The 26,259-nt window shown below is 63.4% G+C and carries 27 protein-coding genes; 12 read left to right on the top strand and 15 right to left on the bottom strand.

The window, feature by feature from the left end; translation table 11 throughout:
- Nucleotides 1-50: 50 nt before the first annotated feature.
- Together aroB and GQ651_RS00290 are read right to left on the bottom strand one after the other, a co-directional pair.
- Nucleotides 51-1,184, bottom strand: coding sequence for a 3-dehydroquinate synthase (aroB, locus tag GQ651_RS00295; RefSeq protein WP_160762227.1), 1,134 nt, complete (start codon nucleotides 1,182-1,184; stop codon nucleotides 51-53).
- Nucleotides 1,181-1,780, bottom strand: coding sequence for a shikimate kinase (locus tag GQ651_RS00290; RefSeq protein WP_160763892.1), 600 nt, complete (start codon nucleotides 1,778-1,780; stop codon nucleotides 1,181-1,183). Before GQ651_RS00290 ends, aroB begins: the two co-directional genes overlap by 4 nt.
- A 90-nt stretch (nucleotides 1,781-1,870) precedes the next feature.
- On the opposite strand from GQ651_RS00290, the gene GQ651_RS18855 reads away from it, so the two are divergent.
- Genes GQ651_RS18855 through GQ651_RS00280 form a run of 3 tightly spaced genes read left to right on the top strand, consistent with a single transcriptional unit; the run spans nucleotide 1,871 to nucleotide 4,465 of the window.
- Nucleotides 1,871-2,005, top strand: coding sequence for a hypothetical protein (locus GQ651_RS18855; protein WP_264464674.1), 135 nt, complete (start codon nucleotides 1,871-1,873; stop codon nucleotides 2,003-2,005).
- The gene (locus GQ651_RS00285) at nucleotides 1,995-3,539 is read left to right on the top strand and encodes a hypothetical protein (protein WP_160762226.1); all 1,545 of its coding nucleotides are present in this window, start codon (nucleotides 1,995-1,997) and stop codon (nucleotides 3,537-3,539) included. The genes GQ651_RS18855 and GQ651_RS00285 overlap by 11 nt, the downstream gene beginning before the upstream one ends.
- Nucleotides 3,536-4,465: a site-specific tyrosine recombinase XerD gene (locus GQ651_RS00280; RefSeq protein WP_160762225.1), complete on the top strand. Its 930-nt coding sequence runs from the start codon at nucleotides 3,536-3,538 to the stop codon at nucleotides 4,463-4,465. Before GQ651_RS00285 ends, GQ651_RS00280 begins: the two co-directional genes overlap by 4 nt.
- Here GQ651_RS00280 and GQ651_RS00275 read toward each other — a convergent pair whose 3' ends face one another.
- Nucleotides 4,466-5,221 (bottom strand): metallophosphoesterase family protein, encoded by a 756-nt coding sequence (locus tag GQ651_RS00275; protein ID WP_160762224.1) that lies wholly within the window; start codon nucleotides 5,219-5,221, stop codon nucleotides 4,466-4,468.
- Between the two features lie 74 nt (nucleotides 5,222-5,295).
- Here GQ651_RS00275 and GQ651_RS00270 point away from each other — a divergent pair, with 74 nt between their 5' ends.
- Nucleotides 5,296-6,603, top strand: a complete 1,308-nt coding sequence (locus GQ651_RS00270; RefSeq protein WP_160762223.1) for an HlyC/CorC family transporter — start codon at nucleotides 5,296-5,298, stop codon at nucleotides 6,601-6,603.
- A gap of 3 nt (nucleotides 6,604-6,606) precedes the next feature.
- Here the strand turns inward: GQ651_RS00270 and GQ651_RS00265 are convergent, their stop codons facing one another.
- Nucleotides 6,607-7,143: a DUF3833 domain-containing protein gene (locus GQ651_RS00265; RefSeq protein WP_160762222.1), complete on the bottom strand. Its 537-nt coding sequence runs from the start codon at nucleotides 7,141-7,143 to the stop codon at nucleotides 6,607-6,609.
- A 646-nt stretch (nucleotides 7,144-7,789) separates the two neighbouring features.
- On the opposite strand from GQ651_RS00265, the gene ttcA reads away from it, so the two are divergent.
- From ttcA to GQ651_RS00225, 8 genes are all read left to right on the top strand, one after another.
- Complete coding sequence (gene ttcA / locus GQ651_RS00260; protein ID WP_160762221.1) at nucleotides 7,790-8,632, top strand: tRNA 2-thiocytidine(32) synthetase TtcA; 843 nt, start codon at nucleotides 7,790-7,792, stop codon at nucleotides 8,630-8,632.
- A 59-nt stretch (nucleotides 8,633-8,691) separates the two neighbouring features.
- Nucleotides 8,692-10,251, top strand: a complete 1,560-nt coding sequence (locus GQ651_RS18585) for a GGDEF domain-containing phosphodiesterase (protein ID WP_227257910.1) — start codon at nucleotides 8,692-8,694, stop codon at nucleotides 10,249-10,251.
- Nucleotides 10,252-10,412: 161 nt separating this feature from the next.
- The gene (yidC, locus tag GQ651_RS00250) at nucleotides 10,413-12,344 is read left to right on the top strand and encodes a membrane protein insertase YidC (RefSeq protein WP_160762220.1); all 1,932 of its coding nucleotides are present in this window, start codon (nucleotides 10,413-10,415) and stop codon (nucleotides 12,342-12,344) included.
- Entirely contained in the window at nucleotides 12,341-13,096 is a 756-nt protein-coding gene (locus GQ651_RS00245; protein ID WP_160762219.1) for an MOSC domain-containing protein, read from the top strand. Before yidC ends, GQ651_RS00245 begins: the two co-directional genes overlap by 4 nt.
- Nucleotides 13,096-13,746 (top strand): ribosome biogenesis GTP-binding protein YihA/YsxC, encoded by a 651-nt coding sequence (yihA, locus tag GQ651_RS00240; protein ID WP_160762218.1) that lies wholly within the window; start codon nucleotides 13,096-13,098, stop codon nucleotides 13,744-13,746. Before GQ651_RS00245 ends, yihA begins: the two co-directional genes overlap by 1 nt.
- Nucleotides 13,747-13,795: 49 nt before the next feature.
- Complete coding sequence (argB, locus tag GQ651_RS00235; protein ID WP_160762217.1) at nucleotides 13,796-14,665, top strand: acetylglutamate kinase; 870 nt, start codon at nucleotides 13,796-13,798, stop codon at nucleotides 14,663-14,665.
- Nucleotides 14,662-15,300 carry a ferredoxin gene (locus GQ651_RS00230; RefSeq protein WP_160762216.1) on the top strand — a complete coding sequence of 213 codons (639 nt, stop codon included), beginning with the start codon at nucleotides 14,662-14,664 and terminating at the stop codon, nucleotides 15,298-15,300. The genes argB and GQ651_RS00230 overlap by 4 nt, the downstream gene beginning before the upstream one ends.
- Nucleotides 15,297-15,803: a SixA phosphatase family protein gene (locus GQ651_RS00225; protein ID WP_160762215.1), complete on the top strand. Its 507-nt coding sequence runs from the start codon at nucleotides 15,297-15,299 to the stop codon at nucleotides 15,801-15,803. Before GQ651_RS00230 ends, GQ651_RS00225 begins: the two co-directional genes overlap by 4 nt.
- Nucleotides 15,804-15,897: 94 nt before the next feature.
- On the opposite strand, the gene GQ651_RS00220 is transcribed toward GQ651_RS00225, so the two are convergent.
- From GQ651_RS00220 to rplQ, 11 genes are all read right to left on the bottom strand, one after another.
- Complete coding sequence (locus GQ651_RS00220; protein WP_406565439.1) at nucleotides 15,898-16,686, bottom strand: amino acid ABC transporter ATP-binding protein; 789 nt, start codon at nucleotides 16,684-16,686, stop codon at nucleotides 15,898-15,900.
- A gap of 16 nt (nucleotides 16,687-16,702) precedes the next feature.
- On the bottom strand, nucleotides 16,703-18,001 hold the full coding sequence (locus GQ651_RS00215) for an amino acid ABC transporter permease (RefSeq protein WP_160762214.1): 1,299 nt from the start codon (nucleotides 17,999-18,001) through the stop codon (nucleotides 16,703-16,705).
- 3 nt (nucleotides 18,002-18,004) lie between these two features.
- Entirely contained in the window at nucleotides 18,005-19,219 is a 1,215-nt protein-coding gene (locus GQ651_RS00210; RefSeq protein WP_160762213.1) for an amino acid ABC transporter permease, read from the bottom strand.
- A gap of 141 nt (nucleotides 19,220-19,360) precedes the next feature.
- On the bottom strand, nucleotides 19,361-20,377 hold the full coding sequence (locus GQ651_RS00205) for an amino acid ABC transporter substrate-binding protein (protein ID WP_160762212.1): 1,017 nt from the start codon (nucleotides 20,375-20,377) through the stop codon (nucleotides 19,361-19,363).
- Between the two features lie 180 nt (nucleotides 20,378-20,557).
- Complete coding sequence (locus tag GQ651_RS00200) at nucleotides 20,558-21,295, bottom strand: ATP12 family chaperone protein (protein WP_160762211.1); 738 nt, start codon at nucleotides 21,293-21,295, stop codon at nucleotides 20,558-20,560.
- Entirely contained in the window at nucleotides 21,292-22,335 is a 1,044-nt protein-coding gene (locus GQ651_RS00195) for an RluA family pseudouridine synthase (protein ID WP_160762210.1), read from the bottom strand. The genes GQ651_RS00200 and GQ651_RS00195 overlap by 4 nt, the downstream gene beginning before the upstream one ends.
- Nucleotides 22,332-22,712, bottom strand: a complete 381-nt coding sequence (crcB, locus tag GQ651_RS00190; protein WP_160762209.1) for a fluoride efflux transporter CrcB — start codon at nucleotides 22,710-22,712, stop codon at nucleotides 22,332-22,334. Before crcB ends, GQ651_RS00195 begins: the two co-directional genes overlap by 4 nt.
- A 32-nt stretch (nucleotides 22,713-22,744) precedes the next feature.
- On the bottom strand, nucleotides 22,745-24,055 hold the full coding sequence (locus tag GQ651_RS00185) for a replication-associated recombination protein A (RefSeq protein WP_160762208.1): 1,311 nt from the start codon (nucleotides 24,053-24,055) through the stop codon (nucleotides 22,745-22,747).
- 44 nt (nucleotides 24,056-24,099) lie between these two features.
- A complete protein-coding gene (locus GQ651_RS00180; protein WP_160762207.1) occupies nucleotides 24,100-24,690 on the bottom strand; it encodes an acyl-homoserine-lactone synthase in 591 nt (196 codons plus the stop codon).
- Nucleotides 24,691-24,741: 51 nt separating this feature from the next.
- A complete protein-coding gene (locus GQ651_RS00175; RefSeq protein ID WP_160763889.1) occupies nucleotides 24,742-25,335 on the bottom strand; it encodes an autoinducer binding domain-containing protein in 594 nt (197 codons plus the stop codon).
- Between the two features lie 479 nt (nucleotides 25,336-25,814).
- On the bottom strand, nucleotides 25,815-26,234 hold the full coding sequence (gene rplQ, locus GQ651_RS00170) for a 50S ribosomal protein L17 (protein WP_160762206.1): 420 nt from the start codon (nucleotides 26,232-26,234) through the stop codon (nucleotides 25,815-25,817).
- Nucleotides 26,235-26,259: the final 25 nt, after the last annotated feature.

Below are 26,259 nucleotides of genomic sequence, written 5' to 3'. Positions count from 1 at the left end.
GAAAAATACTCCGGGGGTCCGGGGGCGGAGCCCCCGGACGGTCGGCACCGTCAGGTGCCGAAACCGCTCTGGCGGGAGGCCAGCGCCTTGTCCAACACGTCCCGCACAAGACCGCGCTGCACATCGCTCGTGACAAAGGCTTCACCGATGCCGCGCGCCATGATGAACCGGAGCGTTCCGTCCACCACCTTCTTGTCCTGCGCCATCAGATCCAGCAGGGCGTCGGCATTGGGCAGATCGCCCGGAATGTCCGAAAGATCGGTCTTCATGCCCATGTCGCGCAGATGCGCCCTGACACGGCTCGGGTCTTCCTGCGCACAAAAGCCCGCCCGGGCCGATACCTCGAAAGCCAGAGCGCAGCCGATCGAGACGCCTTCCCCATGGAGCAGCCGGTCGGAATAACCGGTCGCTGCCTCCAGTGCGTGACAGAACGTGTGGCCAAGGTTCAGAAGCGCCCGGTCGCCCTGTTCGGTCTCGTCCCGCGCGACGATCTCTGCCTTCATCTCGACCGACCGGCGGACCGCATATGCCCGCGCCGCCGCATCCCCGTCACGCAGAGCCGGACCGTTCTGTTCCAGCCAGTCGAAGAACTCCGCGTCGCCCAGAAGCCCGTATTTCACCACTTCGCCGTATCCTGCCAGGAAATCGCGGGGCGTCAGGGTTTCCAGAACGTCGATATCCGCCAGAACCAGAGACGGCTGATGAAAGGCGCCCACGAGGTTCTTGCCGGCGGGCGAGTTGATGCCGGTCTTGCCACCCACCGAGGAATCCACCTGCGCCAGCAAAGAGGTCGGAATCTGCACGAAGCGCACACCCCGGCGCAGGATCGCGGCGGCGAAGCCTGCAAGGTCTCCGATCACGCCACCGCCAAGCGCCACCACGACGTCGCGCCGCTCGATCCGTTCCGAGAGCAGCCATTCAACCGAGCGCTCCAGCGAGGCCCAGCTCTTTGTTCCCTCGCCTTCGGGCAGGCTGAGCGACACGCAGCCGATCCCCGCCCCGGCCAGAGCGGCCTCGAGCGAAGGCAGATGATGCGCCGCGACCCGCTCATCCGTCAAAACCGCCACCCGCGGGCGCGCCAGCAGCGGACCGATCTCGGCCCCGGCCCGTGTCAGAAGACCCGGACCAATCCTTACATCATAGGCGCGCTCGCCAAGAGGGACATGGACGGATTCGATGGTCACGGCTGCACCTCCAGAATGTCGGGCCGGGACAGTAGCGCCTCGACGACACGGTCGGTCATTTCTTCGATGGAAAAGCCGGGATCGGCATCCACGGCGATTTCCGCCTTGGCATATTCGGGAACGCGCGCGGCGTAGAGTTCTTCCAACGTTCGCCGCGGGTTGTCGGTCATCAGCAGGGGCCGCGTCGTCTTGTGTCGCACACGGTTCCAGAGCAGGTCGATATCCGCCCTCAGCCAGACGGCGACGCCCCGCGCGGCGATGGCCTCGCGGTTGCGCTCTTTCAGATAGGCGCCCCCGCCGGTGGACAGAATGCCGGGCGTGCCTTTCAGCAGGCGCTGTATGACCTGGGTTTCCTTCCGGCGGAAAAAGCTTTCACCATCGCGGGCGAATATCTCGGCAATGGACATGTTCGCGGCGGCCACGATTTCGGCATCGCTGTCCAGAAACGGCACATCGAGGCGGCGCGCCAGAGCCTGCCCGATCGCGCTCTTGCCCGACCCCATCATGCCGACCAATGCCACGGTTTTTTTCAGCTTGAATGGCAAAACGGCAGCGTCCCGCTTATCTTTTCGGTTGCTGGCCCTGAATGGCGTGATCTTGCCGAAAAGACCAGTTATAAACGCGACAGAACCGCCATGAGGCGGCAAAGGCCCGGCGACAGGGCCAGAGGCAGAAGGGTTTTGTTGATGCTCCGCTTGCTAAAGCTTGTTCTTGTGCTCGTGGTCTTCGTGGCGGCGATCGTACTTGGCTATGCCTATCTTGGCGATCTCAGTCCGGACCAGGAGGATGTGTCGGAGCCGTTGGAGCTGAATGCAAATTAAGGCCGTTTCCTTTTTCGCCCTCGCGGCGGGCTTTCTGTCCTGCTCGGGCGCGATGGCGCAGACCCGTGAGGCGGGCGCGCCGCTCTCGGCGATCGACTGGCTGTCGGACTCGATCGCGATCCCCGATCCGGCGCCGGAAGGCGCTGTCACGCCGCCGACTTCCGCTGCCGTGCCGGACGTGCTTGTCGCCCCGCTCGATGCCCCGGCGCCCGATCGCGCGGGCCTCATCCCCGCGCGGTCGCTTGGGTTGCAGGCGAATATCTGGGGCCGCAGCACCGCCGCCGATATCGGGCGGCGGATTAGCGACATGCCCAGGATAGACCAGCCGACGCTCAGACGCTTCTTCCGCGCGCTTCTTCTGGCCCAGTTCGACCCTCCGGTAGATGCCATCGCCGACAGCAGCCTCTTTCTCGCGCGGGTGGACAAGCTTCTCGACATGGCCGAGCTGGACGTTGCCGAGCGGCTGATTGACGAAGCGGGCGCACCGACCCCGGCCAAGTTCCGGCGCGAATTCGACATCGCACTCTTGCGGGGCACCGAAACAAAGGCCTGCGAGACGATCGAGCGCACGCCCGATATCTCGCCCACATTCCCCGCCCGTATCTTCTGCCTTGCGCGGAACGGCGAATGGGAGGTGGCCGCGCTGACCCTTGGGACGGCCGAGGCCCTGTCCCTGCTCGATCCTGACGAGGAAAAGCTTCTTCTGCATTTCCTCGACCCCGAGCTTTTCGAGGGCGATCCGCTTCCCCCGGTCCCGCTTCACCCCTCGCCTCTGACGTTCCGCCTTTACGAGGCCATAGGCGAGCGGATCGATACCGAGACGCTGCCCACCGCGTTCGCCTATACCGACCTGTCTGAGAACGTCGGCTGGAAAACCCGGCTCCGCGCGAGCGAGCGTCTGGCACGCGCCGGTGTCGTCACCGCCGAAGAATTCCTGTCGCAGGCAACGTCCCGGAAAGCGGCGGCATCCGGCGGCGTCTGGGATCGCATCACACATGTGCAGGCGCTTGTTCAGGCGCTCGACCAGGATGACGCGGCGCGGGTTTCTGCCGCGCTGCCCCAGACCTGGGCCGCCGTTATGTCGGGCGGCTACGGGCCGACCCTTTCGACCTGGCTTGCGCGGCGTCTCAGCGGGATCGAGCTCACTTCTGCTGCGCAACATGATGCGTTTGAAATCGCCCTTTTGGCGGACGACCTTGAGCTTGCAAAGCGTTATGTCGGCACGTCGGCTGAAGACAGGTCTCTCCTTGCATTGGCCGAAGGGCGCGCGGGCGAGATGAGCATTTCCGGCCCCGTAGCCACGACGATAAAGCGAAGCCTCTCGGGCCTGCCACCCGGCGACCAGTTGCAGCACCTCCTGGAAGACCAGCGCACCGGCGAGGCGCTCCTGGCCGCAATCCGTCAGCTTGCCGATGGCGCGGAGGGCGACCCTGCCGCGATCGGCGACGCGCTGTCGCTCTTCGTCAGTCTGGGGCTGGAAGACTGGGCGCGCCGCATCGCCATCGAAATCCTTCTCGACGAGGCCGCCGCATGAAGGACGCACAGCGCATCGCCACATTCCTCGAGGCGCAGGCGGCTGAGCTGGACGCGGCGCAGAACACGCGCCTTGCCTATGCCCGCGACCTTACCGATTTCTCGGGCTGGCTGGACGGCAGGGGTATGCCCCTTCTTCAAGCGGCGCAGGGCGACATCGAGGCTTATCTCGTTTCGCTCGACGCAAACGGCCTGTCCCGCGCCACGCGGGCGAGACGGCTGTCGGCAGTGCGGCAGTTCTATCGCTTTGCCTTCGAAGAGGGTTGGCGCACGGATAATCCCGCCCTTCGAATCAAGGGGCCGAAGCGCGAGAAAGCGCTCCCGAAGACGCTGACCGAAGACGAGGTAGATCGCCTGCTCACCGCCGCGCGCGAGATGGGTCGCGCCAATGACAGGGTCCGCAACACCTGCCTGATGGAGGTGCTTTACGCGACCGGCATGCGCGTCAGCGAGCTTGTTGGTCTGCCCGTACAGGCCGCCCGAGGCGATCCGCGCATGCTGCTTGTCCGAGGCAAGGGAGGGAAGGAACGTATGGTCCCGCTGTCGCCTCCGGCCCGGCAAGCGATGCGTGACTGGCTGGATATTCGCGACGCCGCCGAAGACCGGGCTGCGAAGAAAACGGGGAAGAGCGCGTCGCGTTTCCTTTTCCCGTCGTCCGGCAAGTCGGGGCATCTCACGCGGCACCGCTTCTACATGCTCATCAAGGACCTTGCGGTCGGGGCAGGTGTGACGCCGTCGAAAGTCACACCCCATACGCTTCGCCATGCCTTCGCGACGCATCTTCTGGCGCGCGGGGCCGATCTCAGGGCGATCCAGACGCTTCTCGGCCACGCCGACGTGGCAACGACCGAGATCTACACCCATGTCCTTGAAGACCGGCTGAAAGAACTGGTTCTCGATCACCACCCGCTGTCGCGCGTGGGCTGATCAGGTTTTACGGCGGAGCGCGTCGGGCAGGACCTGCTCGTCGGGCCAGATTCCGGTTTCATATATTGCCGCGAAGGGCTCCGTGGCCCCGGCACGTCGCGCGCGCTCGGCCGCGCCTACGGCGTCGTAGGTCAAGCGCTCGATCATCACGTCCCCAGCGGTCAGGACCGCGTAGCGCGTCTCGGGCCGGCCGTCATGGGACGGCAGGCCGATCGCACCCGGATTGATCCACTGATGCGCATCGATGTTCCGGTGAAACGCCAGCCCCGTGCCGCCCGCCACGATCCCGTCGACCGGACCAACCGCCTCTTCAATCGCGCCGATCTGCTCCCGGAACAGCGCTTCGGACGAAGTGGGCCAGAGAAACGCTCCCTGCCCCGGAACGCCGCCACCCAGCACCGCATAGCGCCGGTCCACTTGAACGAAGGTGGCGAGGGTTGGAAGAGCCGACAAGGCCCGGATGGCCGCGTCGGACAAGGCGGGCGCGTCCGGCCCGCCCCAGGCGGAACTTCGAGGGTCGCGCAGATCCTCCAAAGCCGCCAGATCGCTTGCGCCCGCCACCGTCGGCCAAGCGGCATCCGCAAATGCAGTAACCGCCTCTTCGCCCGCCGGCCCGATGGCAGCCAGATCGCCCGTTCCAATGACCGGTCGCCCCGCCACCATGCCAGTGAACGCGGAAAACGCGTCGATATTGCCGAAAACACCGCCCACCAGCAGCACCGGACCGTCGAAATGGCCAAAATCACGCAGCTTCACCCTGTGACACTCCCTTGATTGCCGGGCCTCCCACGCCCATAACACGTAGATTGAGGCCTGATCGACACGGGATGATGACCCCCAGCACCGAATTTCTTGACGCCGCCTTCTGGATCACCGCCGGCGCGATCCTGGGTTTGCTTGTCCTGTCCGCCTTTTTCTCCGGGTCTGAGACCGCGCTGACCGCCGCGTCGCGGGGCAAACTCAAGTCGCAGGCCGAGAAGGGATCGAAGGCCGCCGAGCGCGCGCTTGCGATCACCGAGGATAACGAACGCCTGATCGGCGCGGTCCTTCTGGGCAACAACCTCGTCAACATTCTGGCCGCGTCCCTGGCAACCGCGCTCTTTACCCGCGCCTTCGGGGAAAGCGGCGTTGCGCTTGCGACGCTGGTGATGACGGTCCTCGTTCTGATCTTTGCGGAAGTCCTGCCCAAGACCTACGCCATCTCGAATTCCGAGAAGGCGGCGGCGATGGTCTCCGCCCCAATTACCGTTGTCGTTCGGGTCTTCTCACCAGTCGTGACCTTCGTGCGATTCCTCGTCCGGGGGGTTCTCAGAATCTTCGGCGTTCAGATCGACCCGGACAGCAAGATCATGTCGGTGCGCGAGGAAATCGCCGGTGCGCTGCAACTGGGCCATTCCGAAGGCGTGGTCGAAAAAGAGGACCGTGACCGGATTCTCGGCGCGCTCGATCTGTCCGAGCGGACCGTAGAAGAGATCATGCTTCACCGCAGCCAGATCGAGATGATCGACGCAAACCTGCCGCCGCAGCAGATTCTCGAGCTTTGCCTGAATTCCGCGCATACCCGTCTGCCCATCTACCGCGATCAGCAGGAGAACATCATCGGCGTCATCCACGCCAAGGACCTGTTGCGGGCCATGTATGCGCGCCGCACCGAGTTCGCAGGCGACGCCGATCCTTTCGAGGGGTTCGACATTCTGGAAGTGGCGATGAAGCCCTATTTCATCCCCGAGACGACGACGCTGGACGAGCAGATGCGCCAGTTCCTCCGTCGCTCGACCCATTTCGCTCTGGTGGTGGACGAATATGGTGCGCTTGAAGGCCTGATCACGCTCGAGGACATCCTCGAAGAGATCGTGGGCGAGATTACCGACGAATTCGACATCGACGAAGAGCACCCCCTCCGCCGTACCGAGGCCGGTGATGCCATAGTCGACGGCGCCATGACGATCCGCGACCTGAACCGCGCAACGGACTGGAACCTTCCCGATGACGAGGCAAATACCATCGCCGGGCTGGTCATCCATGAGGCGCAGACGATCCCGAACCGGGGTCAGGTGTTCTCGTTCCACGGGTTCCGCTTCGAGGTGCTCGAGCGGCAGGAGAACCGGATCACCGCGCTGAAAATCGCCAAGCTCTAGGTATCAGCGCTTCTCGAAAAAGATCACGACCTCGCCGATATCCAGCCCGTAGCGGCGCACATAGGCCTTGTTCAGCAGGCGATCCTCGCCCAGAAGCCACATCCAGTCGTCGAAGGTGACCCGCATCGTCTCGGTCGTGCCATCAGCTGACGGGATGGGCAGATCGATCGTGTAGGCCCAGTTGAATGTGTCGCCCCGCTCCTCACCCATTGCGGTCCCGATAACGCCCGGCGCGCTCCCCTGCCAGGTCTGGTCTCCGGTCTTGGTCAGCGTCCAGACCCGTCGCTCCGTTGCGCCATCCTCATAGACGAAATCCTCGACCAGCGTCAGCGTCTCACCGTTCCAGGTCCCTTCGATGGTGACGTCAAAGCGGCGGCGGACCGTGCCGAAGAGATCCTGAAACTGCCCCTTCGCCACTGTTTGACCTTCGAAAAACGTCTCGAGGTCCAGATCGCGGTTGCTCATTTTCGGATCATCGAGCGAGGGTTTGCCCGTGCATCCGACCAGAAGGACAAGGGCAGCGGCGGCAAGATGCTTCATCGTGCTCTCCTTTTCGGTGTTACGGCCTGAGCCACACCATGGATCAACCCGCGACAAAAAAGTGGACGGATGACGCGACGTCCGCTAGGACACCGGCATCGCCACATTCAGCAAAGGAGGGGCGTCATGACGAAATCGATGCACGTATCCCGACTTTCCCCGGCGAAACACAGTCTCCAGCTTTGCCGACGCGGCTAAGCGACTGACCTGGTCCCGGCGGACACCGTCCGCTTTTTTTCCAGCACCAAACCACACCACCTGACAGGCAAGGTCCATTTTGAGGCCGCCTGTCCATTGCACCGAAAGGGACCGGCACAATGCCGGTGATTGAACCAGATGACTGCTCTCAGACTTGACCGCGGAGCCGCGGCGAAAGGCTCGATCGAAACCGCTATCCGCGACCACGGTGCAGCCCGCGTGCTCTGGGCTGCACTTGTCGCGCTGCTCCGTGCCAGAACCCCGGCGCAACCCCGCCCACCGGACGCCGGGCGGCTCCCGCCCTATCTGAGGCGGGATGTCGGCCTGCCTCCGGTATCGGAAAAGTCGGACTGGCGGACATACCGTTAGGACTTGTCCCGGGGCGTTTGCCGCGCCCCGGGCCACGGGACTTCTTGCCGGGCCACGCGAAATCCCCTAGCACGAGCCCATGCTCGACGACGGGGACGATATCCACCCGCTCTTTCACGGAGCGCCGGCCACGACCGAATTCCGCAAGCTGCGGAAACGGATCATCCGCAACGTGCGCGAGGCGGTCGACCAGTACGGCATGATCACGAGACCGAAGGCGGGCGGCGATACGCCCCGCTGGCTGGTCTGCCTCTCGGGCGGCAAGGACAGCTATACCCTGCTGGCGGCGCTCTACGAGCTGAAATGGCGGGGCCTGTTGCCGGTGGATCTCTTGGCCTGCAACCTCGATCAGGGCCAGCCGGGATTTCCGGCGACGGTCCTTCCCGCATTTCTGGAAAAGATGGGTGTCCCCCACAGGATCGAGTATCAGGACACCTATTCCGTCGTGATCGACAAGATCCCCCAGGGCCGCACCTTCTGCGCGCTTTGTTCGCGGCTCCGGCGCGGACATCTTTACCGCATCGCCCGCGAGGAAGGCTGCGATGCGATCGTGCTGGGCCATCATCGCGACGACATCCTCGAAACCTTCTTCATGAACCTCTTTCACGGCGGCCGCCTTGCGACCATGCCGCCGAAACTTCTGAATGAAGAAGGAGACGTCCTTGTGCTGCGCCCCCTCGCACATGTGGCGGAAGAGGATTGCGACCGCTTCTCCCGGGCCATGAATTACCCCATAATCCCATGCGATCTCTGCGGGTCGCAGGACGGTCTTCAGCGCCAGCAGGTCAAGGCGATTCTGGACGGCTGGGAAAAGAACAGTCCCGGTCGGCGCCAGGTCATGTTCCGCGCCCTGATGAATGCCCGGCCATCGCATCTTCTGGACCCCAAGCTCTTTGATTTTCGGAATCTCTCCCCCGATTAACCTTTCCTAGAGAACGGAAGTGGTAGCGGTGGCCAAGTTTTCGAACGCAGGAGAGTTCCTTGTCCGCGACCCGCCGCTGTTCCGACCCGGACGCCGATCAGAAATGGCGCTGCTATCTGCCTTTCCTCGGGCTGTTCCTGATCCCGCCGGTCGTGCTCTTCTCGAAGTACTTCGCAGGAGTTCCGGGTCTGGTTTTCGCGGTCTTCGCCATGCCTCTCGCCGTTGCCCTGCTCGTCGCGCGGCTCCGTCGAGCCGATCAGATTGCGTCCCGACTGTCCTTCGCCGGCCTGAACTCGCGCCGGGTCGCGCTTCGCTGGCTGGAAGAACGTATGCAGCGCGATGTCGAGCGAAACAAGCTTGCGGCGCTTGCGGTCTCGATCGACCGGCTCGACGAACTGACGGATGACTTTGGACACGACTGCGGAAAATTCGTGTTGGCCGAGGTCAGCGCACGCTTGCGGCGCTCTCTTCGTGACGAAGATCTGGTGGTCGAGGGCGACGTTACCGATTTCCTGATCTGTCTCTCGCGCATTCGTGCGCCACAGCGCGAGACCGTGTCGCGACTCGTGCGACGTCTGAAAGGGGTCGTGGATGTGCCGGTGGACTATCTCGGGCGTCCCATCTTCATCACGACGACCTATGGGACGGCAGCTTCGCGATATATCAACGACATGTCGGCTTCGGCCCTTCTGGAAGCGGCGGAGCACGCCCATGAATGCGCCCTATCGAAGGGGCTGGGTGCGACCTGCGACCTTCTGGACACCCGTCTCGGCGGCGAATCCGGCGATGCCGAGCTTCTTTCTGAGGTGACGCACGCCCTTGAGAACGGACAGATCACCGCCTGGTACCAGCCTCAGCTCTGCACCGACAGTGGAGAGATATCCGGGTTCGAGGCGCTGGCACGATGGGAACACCCGAAGCGCGGCGTCGTATCTCCGGGCAGTTTTCTTCCCATCATCGAACGCGCAGGCCTGTCGCATCGTCTGGCCCAGGTCATCCTGACCCATGCGCTCAGCGCGGTACGTGCCTGGGATCGCGCCGGTCTGAAAATACCGTCTGTCGGCGTCAACTTCTCGTCGCGCGAGCTGCGCAATCCTCACCTTGCCGAACAGCTTCGCTGGGAGCTCGACCGTTTCGAACTTTCGCCTGACAGACTGACCGTCGAAGTGCTCGAATCCGTCATCTCGGAATCCCATGACGATGTCATTTCCACGAACCTTCGGGCCATTTCGGCCATGGGCTGCAGGATTGACCTCGACGATTTCGGAACCGGCGCGACAAGCATCCTGAATATCCGCCGTTTTGGGGTCAGCCGGATCAAGATCGACCGTCGTCTCGTCATGGGCCTCGACAAGGACAAGGACCAGCGCGACATGATTTCCGCGCTTCTCGCCATGGCAGAACGGCTGGCCGTTGATACCCTGGGCGAAGGAGTCGAATCGAAAGAAGAGCATCTTCTGCTGTCGCAACTCGGTTGCGGTCACGTGCAGGGGTTTTCAATCGCGCGCCCGATGCCACTTGGCGATACGCTCACATGGGCGGCCGATCAGGAAAGCGCCGCGGTCGCCGCACGGGAACTTTCGATCACGCCCGTACGGGGCCGCCTGCAAGACCGCTAGCGATGCCTCGCCTTGCGGGAAACAGGACGTGGTTTTCGGAGCGATGAACACCACTTGCCTATGACACAGTGTCCGCCGGGCCAGAAAAACCGGGAAACCGCTTGACCTTTGCACGGCGGGGCGGTTGAACCACCTGCAATTCAAGCCAAGGGTGGCCTGTCATGGACGAGCAGAACCGCAATCTCCTGCTGGCAATGGTGCTGAGCACCGCCGTGCTCTTCATTTGGTTCATTCTCTTCCCGCCGCCGGAGCCGGTGCCGCAGGACGAGACTTCAGCCGTCTCCGCAGATGGCTCTGTCGCGCTTCCGGGTGGCGTCCCCGCCGCGGATGCCGGAACCGACGGTGGCCAGACCGCCGCGACGGACACCACCCCCACTTCGGCCGCTGCCGTGGCGCGCCTTCCGATTGACACCCCCAGCCTCTCCGGTTCGCTGTCGCTTGCCGGTGGACGGATCGACACGCTTCTTCTGAAGAACTACGACACAACGATCGAAGACGGCGCACCCGAGGTGCAGCTTCTGTCTCCGCTTGGGACCGCTCAACCCTACTACACTTTGTTTGGCTGGGCGCCCGGCGGCGCGCTGTCGGCAGACGATGTTCCCGGCCCTGACACGACATGGTCCGTTGCTTCGGGCGAGACGCTTTCGCCCGGAAATGACCTTGTTCTGACATGGCAAAGCCCTGCCGGGCTGACCTTTACCCGCACCGTTTCGGTCGACGACCGGTTCATGTTCACGGTCACGCAGACCGTCGAGAACACAACGGACACGCCGGTCCGCCTTGCGCCCTACGGAGTCGTGGCACGCCACGGTGAACCGCAGAACCTGATGGGCTTCTTCATCATTCACGAGGGCGCGATCCGCATGACGGATGGCGAGTTGACCGAGACCGACTATGACGACATTCCCGACCTCCGCGCCGATGAGGTCTGGGGCCCGTCTTCCGACGTGGTTGAGGTGCAGGAAAGCGGCTGGATCGGATTCACCGACCATTACTGGATGACCACGCTCATCCCGCAAGCGGGCGAACCCTTTACCGCAGTCACTCAATACGTGCCTGGCGCCGATGTCTATCGCACCCTCGCGCGGCATCAGACCATGGACGTGGCTCCCGGTGCCAGCGCAACGACCACCACGCAGGTCTTCGCCGGCGCCAAGGAATGGGAAACCATCCGCGACTACGAGGCCGGACGCCGCATCGAAGGCTTCACCCCGTCGCTCTCCTATTTCTTCGGTTTCTCCGAACAGACTGGGATCGACGGCTTCATCGACGCGATCGACTGGGGCTGGTTTTATTTCCTGACCAAGCCGATCTTCTTCGTACTGCACGAGCTGAACGCCCTGATCGGCAACATGGGTTGGGCCATCATTGGCCTCACGCTGTTGATCAAGGCGATCCTCTTCCCGCTTGCGCGGAAGTCCTATGTCTCGATGGCGCGCATGAAGGAACTGCAGCCCGAGATGGAGAAGATCAAGGAGCGCGCGGGCGACGACCGCCAGAAGCTTCAGACCGAGATGATGGCGCTCTACAAGAAGGAAAAGGTGAATCCGGCTTCAGGCTGCCTGCCGATCCTTCTGCAGATCCCGATCTTCTTCTCGCTCTACAAGGTGATCTTCGTCACGATCGAACTGCGCCACGCGCCGTTCTTCGGGCCGTTCCAAGACCTGTCCTCGCCAGATCCGACCTCGATCTGGAACCTCTTCGGGCTTTTGCCCTACGGAGCGCCCGAGCCGACCAGCTTCCTTGCGCTGATCTTCATCGGTATCCTGCCTATCCTTCTGGGCATCTCGATGTGGCTTCAGCAAAAGCTTAACCCGGCCCCCACCGATCCGACGCAGGCGATGATCTTCGCATGGATGCCCTGGGTCTTCATGTTCATGCTCGGCGGGTTCGCCAGCGGCCTTGTGATCTACTGGATCGCGAACAACACGATCACCTTCACGCAGCAGTATCTGATCATGCGCTCCCACGGCTACAAGCCCGACATCTGGGGCAATATCCGCGCCGGCGCGCGGGCGAAGGCGGATGCCAAACCCGCCAATGCGGATGCTGCTCCCAAGAAGACGACCGGACAGAAGAAACCCAAGAAATGACCGGTCGGCTCGCCACGATCTGGCGGCACCCGATAAAGTCGCACGGACGGGAAAGCATCGATCGCTGCCAGGTGACGGCCGACCAGACCCTGCCCTGGGACAGGGTCTGGGCCGTGGCACATGAGGCCAGCGAGGCGGATGGGAGCACATGGGTGCCCTGCGCCAACTTCGCCCGAGGCGCCAAGGCACCCGGGTTGATGGCGATCAGCGCGAAAGTGAATGAGCCCGACAGGACCCTGACCCTGTCCCACCCTGACCTAGGTGCACTGACGCTCGACCCGGACAACGCAGCCGAGGCTGATGCCTTCATCCACTGGGTCATGCCTCTCGCACCCGCCGACCGCGCCCTGCCGGCCCGCGTCATCCGCGCACAAACGCAGGGCATGACGGATTCTCCCTATCCATCGATCTCGCTGATCGGCACGGCCAGCCTTGACGCGCTGTCCAACGAAACCGGCACCCCGCTCGACCCGCGGCGTTTCCGTGCGAATTTCTGGATCGACGACCTTTTCCCGTGGGAAGAGTTCGACTGGATCGGCAAGACCGTCACGATCGGAGACGTTCCCTTCCGCGTGGAAGAACGGATCACACGCTGCCTTGCCACCGCCGCCAATCCCGACACCGGCCGCCGCGACGCAGACACGCTCGGCGCGCTGGAAGAAGGTTGGGGTCATCGAGACATGGGCGTCTATCTCCGCGCGACCGGGCATGGCACAGTGGCGATAGGCGATACCCTGACGGTGGCATCCTGATGCAGACACTTCCCTTCCCTCTGAGCGCCCCGTCCGAAGAGGCGCTCCGCACCGGAGAAGCACTCTTCCGGCGCGAGACCGACTTCCTCAAAGGTGTCGTGGCGATGAACGGCCTACCCCCTGCAGACCGTGTTGAGGTCTGTTTCGCCGGTCGGTCGAACGTGGGGAAATCGTCCCTGATCAACGCATTGACCAGCCGCAAGGGACTTGCCCGCGCATCGAACACGCCCGGCCGGACACAAGAGATCAACTTCTTCACGCTGTCCGATAGCCACTACCTGGTCGACCTGCCCGGCTACGGCTTCGCCAACGCCCCGCTCAAGGTTGTCGAGGCATGGCAGCGGCTGCTGAAGGCCTATCTGGCCGGTCGCCCTACGCTTCGCCGCGCCTTCGTGCTGATCGACGCGCGCCACGGCATCAAGTCGGTAGACAACGAAATTCTCGAACTTCTCGATCGCTCGGCCGTCACCTTTCAGGTTGTCCTGACCAAGGCCGACAAGGTGAAGGCCAAGGATATCGAGCGCGTTCTCGATCAGGTGCGGGGCGAGTTGGCAAAACACCCCGCGGCCTTCCCTGAAATCGTGCTGACATCGTCCGACAAGGGCGACGGGATCGACACGCTTCGCGCCATCATCGCGACTGTCGCTTGAGACGACCGTCCTAAACCGCTAACGATGCGGCAGGTCTCTGGATAGCGCGATGAAAAAGCAGGACTTCATGGAACGTGACTGGGCGGCGACCGCCGCGACCCTGAACTATGCATTGCCCATGCTCCAGCGCTATGACGGCGCGACGGTGGTGGTCAAATTCGGCGGCAACGCCATGGGCGACGATGAGGCCATGGCCAGCTTCGCCCGCGACATCGTCCTGATGCGTCTTGTGGGTGTGAACCCGGTCGTGGTCCATGGCGGCGGTCCGATGATCAACGAGATGCTCGCCAGACAGGGTATCGTCAGTGAATTCGTCCGCGGCAAGCGCGTGACCGACAAGGCCACGGTCGAGGTGGTCGAGGCGGTGCTCTCGGGCCTCGTGAACAAACGGATCGTGCAGGCCATCAACGCGCAGGGCGGCAAGGCCGTGGGCATCTCGGGCAAGGACGGCAACCTGATGATCTGCGATCAGACCGACCCCGAGCTGGGCTATGTCGGCACGCCGGTCGAGATGAACACGCAGGTGCTCCACACGCTGTTCGCCGCCGAGATGATCCCCGTCATCGCCCCCATTGGCGTGGGCCGGGATGGCGCGACCCTGAACATCAACGGCGACACCGCCGCGGGCGCCATTGCGGCCAGCCTGAATGCGGACCGGCTTCTCCTTTTGACCGATGTCGCGGGCGTGAAGGACGCCAGCGGCAACGTGGTCACCGAGCTAACCCCCGAAGCCGTCGCACAGATGACCCGCGACGGTGTAATCGCGGGCGGTATGATCCCCAAGACCGAAACGGCGCTTGCGGCAATCGAGGGCGGGGTCCGCGCCGTTGTCATCCTGGATGGGCGTGTACCAAATGCCTGCCTGCTCGAGCTCTATACCCAACAGGGCGCCGGCAGCATGATCCGCCCGCCGAGATGACGCTGGACACCCTGCGCGCGCTTGCAGCAGAGGACCGGCTTGCCGATTTCGGCGTATTTCACTCGACGGAAGACGATGCCCCCGGCCCCGGCACCATCGTCCTTCTCGGTCCGGATGAGCCGGGATTCTGGGCCCATGTGACGAATGCACCCGAGTTCGCTGACACCCGGCCCGATCCACTCGACCGCTGGTCGCGCCGCGTGATCTCGGCTCTGGCCGATCGCTTGGGTGGCACCGCGCTTTTTCCCTTCGGCACACCGCTTCATCCCTTCATGACATGGGCGCTGCGCTCGGGGCGGGCATGGGCAAGCCCAGTGCAGCTTCTCGTCCACGACCGCGCCGGACTGATGGTCTCGTACAGGGGGGCGATCCACCTCGGATATCGGGCCGACCTGCCATCCACCACGTCCGACAGTCCGTGCCGGGACTGCAGAAGCCAACCCTGTCTTACCGCCTGCCCCGTGACGGCGCTGACCTCCGGCGGCTATGACATTGCCGCGTGCCACGCCTGGCTCGACACCGGCCCCGCCTGCATGTCCCAGGGCTGCGAGGTCCGCCGCGCCTGCCCGGTCAGCCGGGGCTATGGCAGAACCGACGCCCAATCGGCCTTCCATATGGAGCGCTTTCACCCGTGACCCTGACACTGATCCTGACTCGCCACGCCAAGTCCGACTGGGACGATCCCGCGCTCGACGACTACGACCGCCCCCTGAACGCGCGCGGTAGAAGATCTGCCGCAGCGATCGGCTCGTGGCTCGTTGCTCAAGACCTGCAGCCCGATGTGGTGCTCCTCTCCGGCGCGCGCCGCACGGTCGAGACCTGGGAGGGCATGGCATCCCGCTTTCCGGAAACCTCGGTCGAGACGGTCGGCAAGCTCTATCTCGGCAATGCCGCCGCGATACTCTCGGCACTCCGGGCGCAAAGCGCCCCAACCGTCATGGTGATCTGCCACAACCCCGGCATCGCCGATTTTGCGCGGCGTATGGCAAGGACGCCGCCCGACCACCCGCGCTTCGGCGACTATCCGACGGCGGCAACGACCGTGATGCGGTTCGACGTCCAGACCTGGCAAGAGATCGACTGGTCCTCGGCCGCTGCGGCAGCCTTCACCGTACCTCGGGACCTGTCTGAAGCCTGAGCGGCTTCTTCTGTTCGGAAATACTCCGGGGGAGCGCGAGGGGGCAGCGCCCCCTCGCCCACCGCGACGCGGGCGACAGCCCGCGGCGCAAAACCTAGTGACCCAGGATCTGGCTCAGGAAGAGCTGCGTCCGGTCCGACTTCGGATTGTTGAAGAACTCTTCCGGCTCGTTCTGCTCCACGATCTGACCGGCATCCATGAAAATGACCCGGTTCGCGACCTGACGCGCGAAGCCCATCTCGTGGGTCACGCAGAGCATGGTCATGCCCTCTTCAGCCAGCTCGATCATCGTATCGAGAACTTCCTTGATCATCTCGGGATCGAGCGCCGAAGTCGGCTCGTCGAAGAGCATGATCCGGGGCCGCATGCAGAGCGAGCGCGCGATGGCCACACGCTGTTGCTGGCCACCGGACAACTGACCCGGATACTTGTTCGCCTGGTCCGGAATCTTGACCTTTTCGAGGAAGTGCATCGCCGTATCCTCGGCCTCTTTTCGGGGGGTCTTGCGGACCCAGATCGGCGCGAGGGTGCAGTTTTCCAGGATCGTCAGATGCGGGAAGAGGTTGAAGTGCTGAAAGCACATGCCAACCTCGGACCGGATCTTGTCGATGTTCTTCAGATCGGACGACAGGGTCGTGCCATCGACGACGATGGACCCAGCCTGATGCTCTTCCAGCGCGTTGATGCAGCGGATCAGCGTCGATTTACCCGAGCCGGACGGGCCACAGATGACGATCCGCTCGCCCCGGTAGACCGTCAGGTCGATATCGCGAAGAACGTGGAACTGTCCGTACCACTTGTTCATCTTGGTGATTTCGATCGCGACCTCGTCAGAGACTTTCATCGCGGTGCGATCGGCGGAAATGGGGTCGGTCATAGCCATGTCAGGTCACCCTTTCTCAGCGGTGGTCTGTCGCAAGACGGCGTTCCAGCCACTGCGAGTATTGCGAAATGCCGTAGCAGACGATGAAGAACAGAAGCGCCGCGAAGCTGAACAGCTCCCAGTAGACGCCGTTCCAGTCCGTCGAGGCGAGGATGGGTCCGCGGATCATGCCCACGAGGTCGAACATTGAGATGACCGACACAAGCGTGGTGTCCTTGAACAGGCCCACCGCCACGTTGACGATGCCGGGGATCGAAATCTTCAGCGCCTGCGGCAGGATGATCAGCCGCATCGCCTGCGGATAGTCGAGGCCGAGGCTGTCCGCCGCCTCGTACTGACCCTTCGGCAGCGCGGCAAGGCCGCCCCGGATCACCTCGGCGATATAGGCCGAGGCGAACATCGTGATCATGATGATCACCCGCAGGATCAGGTCGAAGGTCGTGCCCGGCGGCAGGAAGTAGGCCAGAACGACGTTCGCGACGAAGAGAAGCGTGATCAGCGGCACGCCCCGGATGAACTCGATGAAGACGACGCAGATCCACTTGATGATCGGCATGTCCGACTGACGCCCGAGCGCCAGCAGGATGCCGAAGGGCAGCGACAGGGACACGCAGACCGTGCCGAGGATCATGTTCAGCATGAAGCCGCCCATATCCCGCGACGGGACCGCTGTCAGAAGCGTGTCTTCCGAGGCAACCGCGTCGACGACATAGCCGCCCAGCCACCATGTGAGAAACGCCGCGACGATGGCCCCGAAGAAACCCATCGCGAAGCTTTCCTTCACGAACCGCTGGAAGACGAAATAGCCCACGACAAAGCCCAGAAGCGCCAGGATCGGCGCCAGGATCGTGCCGCCCCAGATCAGCCAGTAGGCGATGAAGGGATAGAGCCCGGTAAAGATCAGGAGCTTACGCGGCAGGTCGAAGAACAGAACCGGCGCTGCCGCAAGGAACAAAAGCACGAAGGCCAGGGACGGACGCCAATAGAACTCGGACGGGTACTGAAAGCCGAACAGAAGCTGGTTCCAGCGATCAGTCAGAACCGAGAAACAGCCGCCGGTCACGCCCTGAAGGACGTCCCGGCACTCCGAAAGGCTGGAGGTGTTCCAGACGCCGTTCAACACCCAGGGCAGCACGAAAGTGGCAAGCTGGTAGATGAAGTAGATTGAGACCAGCGTCAGAAGCGTATTCGCCCAGCCCGAGAACAGGTTCTCGCGCACCCATTTGATTGCCCCGGTCTCCATCGTCGGTGGCGGCGCTGGCGGGATCTGGGTTTCTCGGACGAACGCGACGGTTTGTGCGTGTGTATCGGACATCGATCAACGCTCCTTCAGCTTAACGCGTTCGTTGTAGACGTTCAGGATCGCAGAGATGCTGAGCGAGATCGTCAGATAGAACAGCATCAGAAGCAGGATCGCCTCGATCGCGCGGCCGGTCTGGTTCAGCGTGATGCCGCCCAGCGTGCCAGTGATGTCCATGTAGCCCACAGCGATCGCCAGCGACGAGTTCTTGGTGATGTTCAGGTACTGCGAGATCAGCGGCGGGATGATGACTCGAAGCGCCTGCGGCAGGATCACGAGGTTCATGATCCGCCCCGGGCGCAAGCCCAGCGCAGCAGCAGCTTCGGTCTGGCCCTTGCTGATCGCCTGAATGCCCGCGCGGACGTTCTCGGCGATGAAAGCGCCGGTGTAGATCGCCAGAGCGAACCAGAGCGCAATCAGCGAGCCCCTGATCTGGATACCGCCCTGGAAGTTGAAGCCCTGTAGCGCGGGATACTCGAGCGAAACGGGACGGCCCAGGATGTAGTAAGCCAGGATCGTCGGGATGAAGAACAGCGCGAGCGACGGCCAGAAGACCGGCAGCAGGTTACCCTGCTCGTAGAGCTGTTTGCGGGCATAGCGCCGATAGGCCCAGATCGCGACCAGCGACGCCAGGAAGATGACAATCAGCGCAGTAGAGCCGGCTTCCCAGATCGGTTTCGGCGTATAGACACCGCGGTTGGTGAAGGCGAAGGCGTCAAAGACCATACTCGCGGTCGCGTCGTCACCCCGGAAATCACGCGGCCCCGGCAGGCTGACCGTCATGATCGAGAAAATGATGATGATCCAGATGAGGACCGGAACGTTCCGGAAGGCCTCCACATAGACCGCCATCAGCTTCGACACGAGCCAGTTCTTCGACAGTCTGAGAACGCCTGCGAAGACGCCAAGAATGGTTGCCGTGACACAGGCAAGGAAGGCCACAATCAGCGTGTTCAGGATGCCGACGATCGACGCGCGCATATGCGTCGACTGGCTGTCATAGGGAATTGGCCGCTGGTTGATGTCGTAACCGGCAGGCTCGCCCAGGAATTCGTAGGATATGTTCAGACCGGCGGCGGCAAGGTTCGCGACCAGGTTCATGCCCAGATAGGCCATGATCACGATCAGGATGACAAGTGCGATGGCCTGGAATGTCAGGGAACGATAACGCGTATCGTTGATCAGCATCGAGAGGCGGAAGCTCTCGCGCGGCGGGTCCGTGAGTGTCGTCATGAGCGACGCATCCCCCTTCTGTTGTCTCGGGTCTTGTCCGACCTGCGCCCCCCGCAGGTTCTGCCCGTTATCGCCACGCCGCGGTTGGCCCGGGGTCATGGCAGAAGGGCGCGGGATGACCCGCGCCCTTCGTTTATCGTCTTAGCGGAACGGCGGTGCGTAGAGCAGGCCACCTTCGGTCCACTGCGCGTTCAGGCCGCGCGCCAGACCGATCGGCGTGTTCTCACCGATGTTGCGCTCGAAGATTTCGCCGTAGTTGCCGCCGACCTTCAGAGCACGCTGTGCCCATTCGGCGTCGAGGCCGAGCATTTCGCCGAGCGTACCGGCCGAACCCAGAAGACGGTTGATTTCCGGATTGTCGGTGCCCTGCGACAGCTCGTCGATGTTGGCAGAGGTCACGCCGTACTCTTCAGCAGCGATCAGCGCGTTCAGGGTCCAGCGGACGATGTCGCCCCACTCGTTGTCGCCGTGGCGAACAAGCGGACCGAGCGGCTCTTTCGAGATGATTTCGGGCAGGATGATGTGATCGCCCGGGTTCTCGAAGGCAGCACGGGTCGCGGCGAGGCCCGACGCGTCGGTCGTGTAGGCGTCGCAGGACCCGGCAAGGTACTGCTGCTGACCTTCGGCGTTGGTCTCGATCGGGACCGGCTCGTAGCTGATGTTGTTGATGCGGAAGAAGTCCGCAAGGTTCAGTTCGGTCGTGGTGCCGGTCTGAACGCAGACGGTCGCGCCGTCGAGTTCCTTGGCCGAGGTCACGCCCAGCTCACGCGGAACGATGAAGCCCTGACCGTCGTAGTAGTTGATGCCGACGAATTCGAACTTCAGGTCGACGTCGCGCGAGAAGGTCCAGGTGGTGTTCCGGGCCAGCATGTCGATTTCGCCCGAGGCAAGCGCGGTGAAGCGGGTCTTGCCGGTGGTCGGGATGAATTCGACGGCGTTGGCGTCGCCGAGAACAGCGGCAGCAACAGCGCGGCAAACCGCAACGTCGAAGCCTTCCCAGTTGCCATTCGAATCCGGCGCGGCGAAGCCGATCAGACCGGTGGTCACGCCGCAGTTCAGCGTGCCGCGTGCCTTGACGTCGTCAAGCGTCGCGGCGCTGGCCACACCACCGGCAATGGTGGCGGCTGCAAGCGCGCCGTAGAAAACTGTTTTTTTCATTTTTACCTCTTCCTGAGTTTCCGCCTTTTCGGCGGTGCTGCAGGCCCTCCCAGGCCCAGATGGTCTTACGGGCCGCAAGAACGGCCCGACAGCGTGGATTTTGGGCGATTTAGCTTTGGAACGTCAAGGGCAAGGGCCGGAAAACCAATTCTGTGCCGAACGATAGCCCGTTTGCAGCGATCAGCGCCGCAATCCGTTGATGACGCCTAGTTTTTTAGCAGAGTTTAAGAATGCACCGGCGTGATTGAAGGCAGCTTTACGTAACGTCGCCCTCTCTGCAGCCTCCTCGTCCTCGCCCCACTGCTCGGTCTGGAAGGTTTCATCCACAATGGATGAGGCCCAGAGGCTCCCCAGCGAATCCCGATCATGCAATGCGGCGACCCCGATGACGTAGGACCCCGAGAGCGTCACTAGGTCGTGGAAACCGGTCAGTTCGAAGTCGCTCAGCCGCGCCATTTCGCGGGTCAGACGGTCAAGCGAGGCGTCGGGCTGATCGACGGGCATGACCCCTTGCGTCACATTGAACGACACGCCGAACGCTGCCGCCGCCCAGTCCAGAAGCGGGTCCCATGCCTCGGCCTGACGGGCGATCAGTTCGGCCGGCCCGTCCGCGCGGTAAAAGAGCAGATCGGTCGCTGCGTAGCCTGACAGATGGGCGATGACATCGGCCCGCTGCGGCCCGACCTTGTCCAGCGCCGAATTGGCCGAGCGTGTCCAGGGCATGACGGCCGGATCGATCACCTTGTCGACCGCGCGCCATTCCTCGGCGATGCGGTCGGCCATGTCTCGGGCCGGCACGATGAGATGCGCCTTGGCGGGGGTCTTCACGGGGCGGCTGTCGAGAAGAAGCGAGAACCCCTCATCCTCTTCCCTGACCGTCACGTCCTGCCAGAACCGTTTTGCCGTCCAGCCGCTCATTCCAGCTCCTCGAATGGATCGGCAGGCACATCCTCGGGCCGCCAATCCAGCATTTTCCACGTACGTGTCATGTGCTCGGGCAAGGGCGCGGTCAGCGAGATGCGATTGCCCGTGATCGGATGGTCGAAGCTAAGGCTGCGGGCATGCAGATGAAGCTTGCGGCTGATCTCGCCGCCCAGTTGGGCGCCCCAGCCGTCGCCAAGGTTCTCCTGCCCCGAACCGCCGTATTTACCATCGCCCACGATCGGATGTCCAAGAGCCGCCATATGCGCGCGTAGCTGGTGGGTCCGCCCTGTCACCGGCACGAGAGCGACCCAGCTGACGCGGGTTCCAAGCGATGAGAGAACGGCGAAATCGGTGACCGCCCGTTTTGCGCCGGGCGTGTCGTCCATGTCCCGCGGCTCGACGGGAAGCATCTTTTCCCCCTCGCCCTTTCCGCCGTGCCCCGGCGCTTTCACCAGCCCGTATCGGATGGTGCCCATGCGAGGCGACGGCACGCCCGCAACGGCAGCCCAGTAGATTTTCCGCGTGTCGCGGCTTCGGAACGCATCGGCGAGGCCATTGGCGGCCCGTCTGGTCCGAGCCAGAAGCAGGATGCCTGACGTATCCTTGTCCAGCCGGTGAACCAGCCGCGGTTTCTCGTCCAGCCCGAAGCGGAGCGCCTCTGCCATGCCGTCCACATGCCGAGTCTGGCCTGAGCCACCCTGTGTCGGAAGGCCCGGCGGCTTGTTCAGCGCGATGACGTGGTCGTCGCGGTAGATCACCGCGCGGCGGATCATTTCGGCGTCTGCCTCGCTGACCTTGGGCTTCTCGGTACGGACGATCTCGGAGGGTTCAGGCAATGGCGGCAGGCGGACAAGCTGCCCCGCCTCGACGCGCGTGGCGGCCTTCACCCGCCCGCCATCGACGCGGATCTCGCCCTTGCGGCACATTTTCTCGATCCGGCCCTGCGGCACATGCGGAAACCGCCGCCGCAGCCACCGGTCAAGCCGCTGATCGCCCTCGTCGGGGGCGACTTCGACGGTCCGTACGCCGCTCATGTCACCAGCCCCCGGCCAAGGCAGACGCCCGCGACCAGCGCGCTGATCGACAGGACGACCGACAGGCCGACGTAGGCCGCCGCTTGCCCTATCGCGCCCCTCTCATAAAGCGTCACCGCTTCAAGCGAAAAGGCTGAGAAGGTTGTGAAGCCACCCAGAAGGCCCGTCATCACGAGGGGTGACAGATGTGTCCAGCCGCGATGCGCCGCCAGAACCACGAATAGCCCCATCAGGAACGAGCCGAGGACATTCACCGTGATAATGGCGGTGGGAAAGCTCGTATGTCCGAAGGCACGGACGATCCCCAACCCCGCCGCATAGCGAAGCGTGGCGCCCAGGGCGCCGCCGATTGCAACAGATATAAAGGGACCGATCATGCCGGGGTCTGTCGCGTGCGGCGGCGTCGATGTCAACTCTTCCGCTTCGCGCGCAGCTTGCGGAAATAGTCGAGCCGTTTGCGCAATTCCCTCTCGAAGCCGCGCTCGACCGGCTCGTAGAAGCTGGGTCGCTCCATGCCTTCAGGGAAATAGGACTGGCCCGAGAAGCCATCTTCGGCATCGTGGTCGTATTCATATCCCGCGCCGTGGCCGAGGTCTTTCATCAGCTTCGTTGGGGCGTTCACGATATGCATGGGCGGGGGATGCGACCCGGTCTCGCGCGCCGCGCGGCGGGCCGCCTTGTAGGCCACATACCCCGCGTTGGATTTCGGCGCGAGCGCAAGGTACGTCACCGCCTGCGCCAGCGCCAATTCGCCCTCGGGGCTGCCGAGGCGCTCATAGGTCTGCCAGGCCTCAACGCAGACCGACTGCGCCTGCGGGTCGGCCAGCCCAATATCCTCAACCGCCATTCGCGTGATGCGGCGCGCCAGATAGCGGGGGTCCTCGCCCCCTTCCAGCATCCGCGCGAACCAGTAGAGCGCCGCGTCGGGGTCAGAGCCCCGAACCGATTTGTGAAGGGCCGAGATCAGGTTGTAATGCGCGTCGCCCGACTTGTCGTATTGCGCGGCCCGGCGGGACAGGCGCGCCGAGAGACCGGCGCTGTCCAGTTTTTCGGAGAGGTTCCAGGCGGTCACCTGCTCCACAAGGTTCAAGAGGGCGCGACCGTCCCCATCGGCCATTTCCTGAAGCGTTTCGCGAGCCGGACCGTCTAGAGGCAGCGCCTTACCCAATTCGGCCTCGGCGCGCTGCGTCAGACGCTCGAGCGAGGCGAGCGACAGACGCTCCAGCACCAGCACCTGTGCGCGTGAAAGAAGCGCCGCGTTCAATTCAAAGGACGGGTTTTCAGTGGTGGCGCCGACAAGAACGATCGTACCGTCCTCCATCAGGGGCAGGAAACCGTCCTGTTGCGCCTTGTTGAACCGGTGGATCTCGTCGACGAAAAGAAGCGTTCCCTGCCCGTTCGAACGCCGGTGCCGCGCGGCCTCGAAGACCTTTTTCAGGTCAGCGACGCCGGTGAAGATTGCACTGATCTGCACGAAACTCAGATCGGTCTCGGCGGCCAGAAGCCGTGCGATTGTGGTCTTGCCCACGCCCGGCGGGCCCCAAAGCACCAGTGACGACAGCGACCCGCCGCGCAGCATCGCGCCGAGCGGACCGTCGGGGCCAAGAAGCTTTTCCTGTCCTATGACTTCGTCCAGCCGGCCGGGCCGCAAGCGGTCCGCCAGCGGGCGCGGGCCGTCGTCCCTCTTGGGGCTGGAAGGGGTGTCGAACAAATCCGCCATGGCGTGAGGCTAAGTCGCCCCGGCCATGGCGGAAAGGGGAATCGTCAGTGCAGCTTGGTCGCAAGCGAGATATTGATGCAGACGCTCCGGTCGCCGTCATCGGTCTCGATCACCGGCCCGGCGGGCACGCAGTCGATTCCCGTCCGGCGGGCAAGACGCGGCGAATGTTCGGGCACGATCCCGATCAGCGACGTCGCCCCCAACGTCCGGGCCGAGCGCACCATCTCGTCGATGAGCGCGATCTGCACCCTCAGCCTCAGCCGCGACGGGACCGCGTCCGAGACGAAGACCCGGCTCGATTCCCAGATATGCGGCGCGACGGGTGCATCTTCGAACAACAGGTCCTCCGGGATCGACTCCAGAAGCCCGAGCTGCGCGTCCCGGATCATGTAGGAATAGATCCCGCAGCGCGCCATGGTCGGCGTCAGCCGAACCCCGGCCAGCACCTGCCCCAGCTCGTGAACGGCCACCCACCGGCTGGCCGGCGTATCGTACTGGTCGTATTCCATGCCGTCGGCCACCGGCAGATCCCAGCGGTTCCTCTCGACGAAGGTCCGGTAGCGCGCGCGAAGCATGTTGGCAAAAAGCTCGCCATGGTTGTGCATATTGTCGAAGGAAAGGGTCGTAACTTGCATTTGTTCAGCCTCCAAGCTGGGTTGTGAAACCGTCTTGGGGAGGCTGTCAGCTTAGAGAAGCTGGTACTGCCTTGCCTTCTTGAGCGCCTGTGCCGTCGTCCTTGCCCCAAGCCGGACCCGCGCCGACTGAAGTCGTGCCTTGAATGCACTTTCCGAGATCCCCAGCTTTGCCGCCGCTGCTGTATGGCGGTCCCCGTCAGCCAATAGACGCAGCGCCTCGACCTGGGCTGGCGTCAATTCCGTGGGCGGCTCCGCCGCCACATGCAGTGCGTGGACGATATGCTGACCTTCGGCCATTTCGGCGTCGCTGAACTCGCGATCGGCACGGGCGAAACCGACGATGGTGCGCGAGGTCAGTTGCCCGCAGGACACCACGACGCCGTACTTCAGACCATGGTTCCGGGCCTGATCCATGATGCCGAACGGATCGGGCAGCCGTATTTCACTCCACCGCGTGACGCCTTTCTTGCTCAGACCCCAAAAGACGAGCGGGTCGCGAAGGGCATAGGCGTTCTCGTCATAAGTCCGCGTCCAACATGGATCGTAAGTGCGCACGTAGACCATGGGCGACGCGAAGCGGATATGCAGCCCCGCCGAAAACCCCGCCGGCGACATCGCCGCGAGCGCGTCGAAGCTGTCCTGCATCCGGGGGCGCGCCCTATCGCCGTGCCGCGCAACCTCGTCCTTGATCAGCGAGGCATAGTCCTGATTTCCGCGCCACATATACTCACCTGTCAAATCATCTGGAGTCGCCCGCGACCAGCTCGCGAGGACGGTACAATAATCGACTTCTTCCTGATTGACCTGTCCAATTGGACATCTTGGCAGGCGATCTGTCAACTTTAAATTGTATGTAGGCCCAGACAGTCAGCGTATGGTGTATCAAATGGCGTCCAACAGGCAGCTTATTGTATTCCTCAACGAGGTCCCGAAAGATGAGTGTACGGAGCTCGTGTCCTTCCTCGCGCTGAGCGATCGCAGAAGGTCGTCCCACAGGTTCGGGCCGGTGAACGAAGCCGACGAGCTTCTGGTGACGATCAGCCTGACCCGAACGTTGAAGGGACGCCAAAACTGAAAAAGCCGCCCGGAGGGGGCGGCTTTGGCAGTGTCGGAGCGTCCGATACTTATTCTTCGGCGGCTTCTTCCGCTTCCAGTCGGGCGCGGTCGCCGGCGCCTTTGGCGTCGAGATCGCGGTCCACCAGCTCGATAATCGCCATCGGAGCCATGTCGCCATAGCGGAAGCCGGCCTTCAGGACGCGGGTGTAACCACCGGCGCGGTCCTTGTAGCGGGGGCCGAGAACCTCGAACAGCTTGGCCACATGGGCGTCCTGCTTGAGCTGAGCAGCCGCCTGACGGCGGGCGTGCAGGTCGCCCCGCTTGCCGAGCGTGATCAGCTTGTCAGCGATCCGCTTGAGTTCCTTGGCCTTGGGAAGGGTCGTCTTGATCTGCTCATGTTCGATGAGCGAGCCGGCCATGTTCGCGAAAAGCGCCTTGCGGTGCTCATGAGTACGGTTCAGGCGGCGGTAACCACGTGCGTGACGCATTGTCTTGTCTCCAGTCTTTGCCCTC

The sequence above is a fragment of the Kangsaoukella pontilimi genome, from assembly GCF_009830125.1.
GTDB lineage: Bacteria > Pseudomonadota > Alphaproteobacteria > Rhodobacterales > Rhodobacteraceae > Kangsaoukella > Kangsaoukella pontilimi.
The sequence above is the reverse complement of the archived record's forward strand: the minus strand, read 5'-3'. Positions and strand labels throughout refer to the sequence as shown.

What these genes read in the sequence shown, in the direction of transcription:
- GQ651_RS00200 (WP_160762211.1), bottom strand. Translation starts at nt 21,295, where the DNA reads ATGAGCGGCTGGACGGCAAAACGGTTCTGGCAGGACGTGACGGTCAGG.
- yihA (WP_160762218.1), top strand. Translation starts at nt 13,096, where the DNA reads ATGCAGACACTTCCCTTCCCTCTGAGCGCCCCGTCCGAAGAGGCGCTC.
- GQ651_RS00175 (WP_160763889.1), bottom strand. Translation starts at nt 25,335, where the DNA reads ATGCAGGACAGCTTCGACGCGCTCGCGGCGATGTCGCCGGCGGGGTTT.
- GQ651_RS00220 (WP_406565439.1), bottom strand. Translation starts at nt 16,686, where the DNA reads ATGGCTATGACCGACCCCATTTCCGCCGATCGCACCGCGATGAAAGTC.
- GQ651_RS00270 (WP_160762223.1), top strand. Translation starts at nt 5,296, where the DNA reads ATGACCCCCAGCACCGAATTTCTTGACGCCGCCTTCTGGATCACCGCC.
- GQ651_RS00215 (WP_160762214.1), bottom strand. Translation starts at nt 18,001, where the DNA reads ATGTCCGATACACACGCACAAACCGTCGCGTTCGTCCGAGAAACCCAG.
- crcB (WP_160762209.1), bottom strand. Translation starts at nt 22,712, where the DNA reads ATGATCGGTCCCTTTATATCTGTTGCAATCGGCGGCGCCCTGGGCGCC.
- GQ651_RS00185 (WP_160762208.1), bottom strand. Translation starts at nt 24,055, where the DNA reads ATGGCGGATTTGTTCGACACCCCTTCCAGCCCCAAGAGGGACGACGGC.
- GQ651_RS00210 (WP_160762213.1), bottom strand. Translation starts at nt 19,219, where the DNA reads ATGACGACACTCACGGACCCGCCGCGCGAGAGCTTCCGCCTCTCGATG.
- GQ651_RS00180 (WP_160762207.1), bottom strand. Translation starts at nt 24,690, where the DNA reads ATGCAAGTTACGACCCTTTCCTTCGACAATATGCACAACCATGGCGAG.
- GQ651_RS00195 (WP_160762210.1), bottom strand. Translation starts at nt 22,335, where the DNA reads ATGAGCGGCGTACGGACCGTCGAAGTCGCCCCCGACGAGGGCGATCAG.
- ttcA (WP_160762221.1), top strand. Translation starts at nt 7,790, where the DNA reads ATGCTCGACGACGGGGACGATATCCACCCGCTCTTTCACGGAGCGCCG.
- GQ651_RS00265 (WP_160762222.1), bottom strand. Translation starts at nt 7,143, where the DNA reads ATGAAGCATCTTGCCGCCGCTGCCCTTGTCCTTCTGGTCGGATGCACG.
- GQ651_RS00245 (WP_160762219.1), top strand. Translation starts at nt 12,341, where the DNA reads ATGACCGGTCGGCTCGCCACGATCTGGCGGCACCCGATAAAGTCGCAC.
- GQ651_RS18855 (WP_264464674.1), top strand. Translation starts at nt 1,871, where the DNA reads ATGCTCCGCTTGCTAAAGCTTGTTCTTGTGCTCGTGGTCTTCGTGGCG.
- GQ651_RS00230 (WP_160762216.1), top strand. Translation starts at nt 14,662, where the DNA reads ATGACGCTGGACACCCTGCGCGCGCTTGCAGCAGAGGACCGGCTTGCC.
- GQ651_RS00205 (WP_160762212.1), bottom strand. Translation starts at nt 20,377, where the DNA reads ATGAAAAAAACAGTTTTCTACGGCGCGCTTGCAGCCGCCACCATTGCC.
- rplQ (WP_160762206.1), bottom strand. Translation starts at nt 26,234, where the DNA reads ATGCGTCACGCACGTGGTTACCGCCGCCTGAACCGTACTCATGAGCAC.
- argB (WP_160762217.1), top strand. Translation starts at nt 13,796, where the DNA reads ATGAAAAAGCAGGACTTCATGGAACGTGACTGGGCGGCGACCGCCGCG.
- GQ651_RS00280 (WP_160762225.1), top strand. Translation starts at nt 3,536, where the DNA reads ATGAAGGACGCACAGCGCATCGCCACATTCCTCGAGGCGCAGGCGGCT.
- yidC (WP_160762220.1), top strand. Translation starts at nt 10,413, where the DNA reads ATGGACGAGCAGAACCGCAATCTCCTGCTGGCAATGGTGCTGAGCACC.
- GQ651_RS00285 (WP_160762226.1), top strand. Translation starts at nt 1,995, where the DNA reads ATGCAAATTAAGGCCGTTTCCTTTTTCGCCCTCGCGGCGGGCTTTCTG.